Below are 4,868 nucleotides of genomic sequence, written 5' to 3' on the forward strand. Positions count from 1 at the left end.
GTTTCTTGGCGGCGCAGTACCGGTTGCCCTTTCTCTGAAGTGCCTTTGCCGCGGTGACCTGCGTTGCCGTGGCGTGGGTTTCGAGGGCTTCATCAAATTGGTGGCTGAGATTGGCGCACCGTTCGCTCCGGGTTGTGAGCGTCACCTTTGCGTCCGATTGTCCGACAGCGGCAGTGACCAGGCAGAAGCCCAGCAACGCACCCAACAAACTGATCGACAACCTTGGCATCGGTTTATCCGTAAACCCGGAGACTAGCGTCGCAGCCGATGACCTGACCGCCACGAGACCAGTTATGCCCTTGAAATTTTTCAGGAGTTTTTCTGAACTGTAGAATTTTGTTTCTGGATTGTGTCTGAGAAAGCCGGTGTGAACCCATCATAGCCACTGGCCAACATATGGCCTGAATTCTATCGTGTGGGTTGTGACAGAAGGGCTTGGCAATCAAAGACAGAAGGGCTTGGCAACAATGACAGGGCTGCTGTGAAATCCGACGCACACATACTGATCGTCGACGACGACAAGGGCATCCGCGACCTGCTGCAGGAATTCTTCCAGAAGCGGGGCCTGCACACCTCGGTTGCCGCCGACGGTGTCGAGATGGAGACCATCCTGCGGCGCGTCCAGGTGGACCTCATCGTCCTTGACGTGATGCTGCCCGGCAAGAGCGGGCTGGAGCTGTGCCGCGACCTGCGCGCCCAGTACTCGACGCCGATCATCATGCTGACCGCCGTCACCGAGACGACCGATCGCGTCGTCGGCCTGGAAATGGGCGCCGACGACTATGTGCCCAAACCCTTCGACCCGCGCGAGCTTTTGGCGCGCATCCGCGCCGTGCTCAGGCGCAATGGCGCCGCCGAGCCCAAGCGCGCCACCACCAAGCAGATCTACCGCTTCGCCGGCTGGACGATGGACTGTGCTCGGCGCCGGCTGATCGCACCCGACGATGTCAGGGTCGAGCTGACCATGGCCGAATTCAACCTGCTGCAGACCTTCGTCAAGAGCGCGCAGCGCGTGCTGACCCGCGACCAGCTCATCGAACTGTCCGGCGGCGACAGCGACTATTCCTTCGACCGCAGCATCGACATCCTGGTCAGCCGGTTGCGGCGCAAGATGGAAGACGACCCCAAAACGCCCAAGCTGATCCTGACCGTGCGCAGCGGCGGCTACCAGTTCCTGCCCGAGACGACCTCCGAATGAGGCGTTTCCTGCCGCAGACCTTGCCTGTCTGGGTGCTGCTGATCGTCATTGCCGGCCTGCTGATCAGCCAGGTCGCGACCCTTTACATCGTATCGCGCGACCGCGCCGCCGCCAACGACGTCGTCGACCTCTACCGGCTCAACGACCGTGCCTTCTCGCTGGTGCAGCTCATGCATGACGCCAGTCCGGACGAGCGCAAGGCGACGGCGAGCGGCCTGTTCAATTCAACCTATGCGCTCACCGTTTCGGACACACCGGCGGTCACTTCGTCGATCGCCGGTGACGACGAACTGGCCGAACTCGAAGACATCCTCGTCGGCAGGCTGTCGAAATTCGGCATCACCGATGCACGCGTACGCCGCGATCCGGCGACGCGCGAGGCCGATGACGCGGACGGCACGGCCCCGGGACCCGACATCGGCCAGGTCGAGCGCGACCTTCTGGTATTGGCCGCCGACTTCGCCCAGAGCGACAAGCTGACGGCCTCGCTGCGCTTCGCCGACGGCCAATGGCTGAACTTCACCGAGCCGATCACGCCGGTCGGCCCGATCCTGAGCTTCGACAGCCTGCCGCTCTATTCGCTGATCGCAGGGCTGGTGGTGATCATGTCGATCTGGTCGCTGCGCCGGCTGACGGCGCCCTACCGGATGATGGAAACCGCCGTGAACCGGATCGGCAAGGATCTAAAGAGCCCGCCGATCGCCGAGAGCGGCAGCCGCGAGGTCCGTGCCGCCGCTAAGGCGATTAACGCCATGCAGGCAAGGTTGCGCGAATATGTCGAGGACCGCGAACATCTGGCGGCGGCATTGGCGCATGATCTGCGCACGCCGATGACCAGGATGCGCCTGCGCCTGGAGCTGTTGCGCAAATCGGCGGTCCGCGAGGCATTGGCGCACGACCTCGCCGATGTCGAGGGCATCGCCAGCTCGGTGATCGACTTCGCCACCTTCGAAGTGACGGAGGAAAAGAACGAACGCATCGATTTCTGGTCGCTCGTGGAATCGATCGCCGACGGCTATGACGACGTATCGTTCGACGACGAGACCCGTTCGCGCGGGCTGATCTGCATGGCGCGGCCGGTCGCGCTCAAGCGCTGTGTCACCAATCTGGTGCAGAACGCGGTCACCTACGGCAAGAAGGCGCATCTTACGCTGCGCCGGTCGGAAGACATGATCCTGCTCACCATCCGCGATGAAGGGCCCGGGATACCGCAGGCACAGATCGACGCCGTGTTCGGCTCGTTCGTGCGCCTCGAACAATCGCGCAACCGCCAGACCGGCGGTCTGGGCCTCGGCCTGACCATTGCCCGCAACATCGCGCGCGCCGCCGGCGGCGAGATCAGCCTGTCTAACAACCCGGGCGGTGGCCTGCTAACGCAGCTGCGCCTGCCGCTGGCGGCATAAGGCTGCCACAAGATGACAGGGCAGTTTCGTTAGCCGGTTCTTCGTCGGTCTGCTCTCAACTTCAACCAGCATAGGTCAACGAGCGGTGGATAGGCTGGTTGCCTATTTCAGTACGCCGTCCTTGCGTCGAAATATGCGAAGTTGCATCTCGTCCCAACGCGTCATCACCTTTTCCTCGAAGCGATCTCGTCTAAATTTAACGCAATGAATGTCCTCGATCAGGAAGACATCGTCCTTGGATGCGACTGCCTCCAAGAACCGGGGAGACCGAACGGCCAGATTGACCTCGTTCTCACGCGAAGTTTGACCGATCAATTGGTAAAAGGTGAACATTGCATAGCAATAATTGTCGAATGTCTCGAACTCTAAAAAGTCTGCAACGCGACAGTCGTCCAAGGTCATTAAAGGGTAGCTGTACGGACTGCGCCTGTTCGGGTCTTGCCTAATGTGCGGCAGCTGGAGGGTCTTGGTGGCGCCGACCTCCTCCAGCACCGAGGTACTCCACTCCCAGCAGCTGATGTAACTGTGAAAGAAGGCTTCACGCACCACACTATGTTCGTCTGGCAGCCACTCGTTGTGCTCTCGCTCGGCGTCGATTAGCCGGTAAACGTCGAATAGAAACTCGTATATGAGTGCAGCCACCGTCGCGTTTCGCATTCCTCAACCTCAATTATGCGACCCGGCTGTTCCCTCGAAAACACTAAACCGCCCTATGGGCTGAATTGACGGCGAAGGTTACCGCCGCAGCACCGCGCTCAGCACGTCGCGGATACCGATGGCGCCGACGAAGCGCGACTGGTCGTCGAACAGCGCCACGGGAGCGGTCTGCGAACGGTGCATGGCCAGCATCACGGTTTTCAGCGAAGTGCCCGGATTGGCCCAGAACACTTGCGCGGCTTCCTCGGATTGGCCTTCGACGTCGGCGCACGACACCCAGACCGCCGGCTTGCCATCGCGTTCGGCCGCCGCCACCAGCCCATGCTCATCGATCTTGAAGCGCGTCGTCTTGCGGCGGTCGAGCCACACCCAGCCATCCTTGCCGTGCTCCAGATCGCGACGGTCGCGCATCACGTTCCAGGCGGTCAGCACCGACAGCGGGTTCACATTGGCGATGAAGTCGCGGACATAGTCGTTGGCAGGCCGCAGCACGATGTCCTCCGGCGCGCCGGTTTGCACGATGCGCCCGCCCTCCATGATGGTGATGTGGGAGCCAATCTTCAGCGCCTCCTCAAGGTCGTGGCTGACGAAGATGATGGTCTTCTTCAATTCGGCCTGGAGCTGCAGCAATTCGTCCTGCAGCTTGGTGCGGATCAGCGGGTCGAGCGCCGAGAACGGCTCGTCCATCAGCAGGATCGGCGCCTCGGTGGCGAAGGCCCGCGCCAGGCCGACGCGCTGCTGCATGCCGCCCGACAGCTCATGCGCGTATTTCTTCGACCACTGGTCGAGATTGACCAGCTTGAGCTGGCGTTGCACGCGCTCCTTGCGCTCGGCTTCCGGTACGCCGGCGAGTTCGAGGCCGAGACCGACATTCTCCTCCACCGTGCGCCAGGGCAAAAGGCCGAACTGCTGGAACACCATCGCCACCTGTTTCTGGCGCAGGCGCCGCAGGGTCGCCTCGTCGCAGGTGACGACGTCGACGGTTTTGTCGCCATCCTTGACCAGCACCTGGCCGCGCGACACCACGTTGAGCCGGTTGACCGCCCGCAGCAATGTCGACTTGCCCGAACCGGAGAGACCCATCAGCACGGAGATTTCGCCCTCGTTCACGGTCAGGCTGGCGCCGGCGCAACCCAGTACATTGCCGGTCTTTTCGAGGATCTCGGCGCGGCTGGCTCCGGCGTCGATCATCTTCAGCGATCCGGCCTGGTCGGCGCCGAAGACGATATCGACGTTCCGGAAATCGACGGCGACGGTCATTTCTTGCCTCCAACGGCGATGCGGGTCATCCGGTCGAGCACGATGGCCAAAACGACGATGGCGAGGCCCGCCTCAAGCCCGAGGTCGATCTTGCGCGAACCCAGCGCCCGGTTGATTTCGGTGCCGAGGCCGCCCGCGCCGATCAGTGCGGCAAACACCACCATCGATAGCGACAGCATGATGCACTGCGTCAGACCGGCCATGATGGTGGGCAGCGCCGAGGGCAGCTCCACCTTCCACAGCAACTGGCTCTTGGTGGCGCCGAACGCCTCGCCGGCCTCGACGATCGACTTCGGCACCGAGACGACGCCGAGATGCGTGAGACGAACCGCGGTCGGGATGACGAAGAT

General features: G+C 62.3%; 6 protein-coding genes. 2 read left to right on the forward strand and 4 right to left on the reverse strand.

The genetic code is table 11. The annotated features are described in order from the left end of the window. A partial coding sequence (locus tag EN906_RS37795; protein ID WP_127375398.1) for a hypothetical protein occupies window positions 1–229 on the reverse strand: 229 nt, incomplete at its 3' end. A gap of 252 nt (window positions 230–481) precedes the next feature. On the opposite strand from EN906_RS37795, the gene EN906_RS23110 reads away from it, so the two are divergent. Together EN906_RS23110 and EN906_RS23115 are read left to right on the forward strand one after the other, a co-directional pair. Next, window positions 482–1,198 (forward strand): response regulator transcription factor, encoded by a 717-nt coding sequence (locus EN906_RS23110; protein WP_127266559.1) that lies wholly within the window; start codon window positions 482–484, stop codon window positions 1,196–1,198. Next, window positions 1,195–2,601 (forward strand): ATP-binding protein, encoded by a 1,407-nt coding sequence (locus tag EN906_RS23115; RefSeq protein WP_127266558.1) that lies wholly within the window; start codon window positions 1,195–1,197, stop codon window positions 2,599–2,601. Before EN906_RS23110 ends, EN906_RS23115 begins: the two co-directional genes overlap by 4 nt. Before the next feature lie 102 nt (window positions 2,602–2,703). Here the strand turns inward: EN906_RS23115 and EN906_RS23120 are convergent, their stop codons facing one another. The 3 genes from EN906_RS23120 to EN906_RS23130 form a co-directional block, all read right to left on the reverse strand. Beyond that, on the reverse strand, window positions 2,704–3,243 hold the full coding sequence (locus EN906_RS23120; protein WP_236382896.1) for a hypothetical protein: 540 nt from the start codon (window positions 3,241–3,243) through the stop codon (window positions 2,704–2,706). A 93-nt stretch (window positions 3,244–3,336) separates the two neighbouring features. Further along, a complete protein-coding gene (choV, locus tag EN906_RS23125) occupies window positions 3,337–4,518 on the reverse strand; it encodes a choline ABC transporter ATP-binding protein (protein ID WP_127266556.1) in 1,182 nt (393 codons plus the stop codon). Then, a partial coding sequence (locus EN906_RS23130; RefSeq protein WP_127375399.1) for an ABC transporter permease subunit occupies window positions 4,515–4,868 on the reverse strand: 354 nt, incomplete at its 5' end. The genes choV and EN906_RS23130, both read right to left, overlap by 4 nt.

Origin of the sequence: Mesorhizobium sp. M7A.F.Ca.CA.004.06.1.1 (assembly GCF_003999135.1) — a bacterium.
Classification (GTDB): Bacteria; Pseudomonadota; Alphaproteobacteria; order Rhizobiales; family Rhizobiaceae; genus Mesorhizobium.

Bases quoted from the DNA above. Each gene is read 5' to 3' on its own strand.
- EN906_RS23115 (WP_127266558.1), top strand. From the start codon at position 1,195: ATGAGGCGTTTCCTGCCGCAGACCTTGCCTGTCTGGGTGCTGCTGATC.
- choV (WP_127266556.1), bottom strand. From the start codon at position 4,518: ATGACCGTCGCCGTCGATTTCCGGAACGTCGATATCGTCTTCGGCGCC.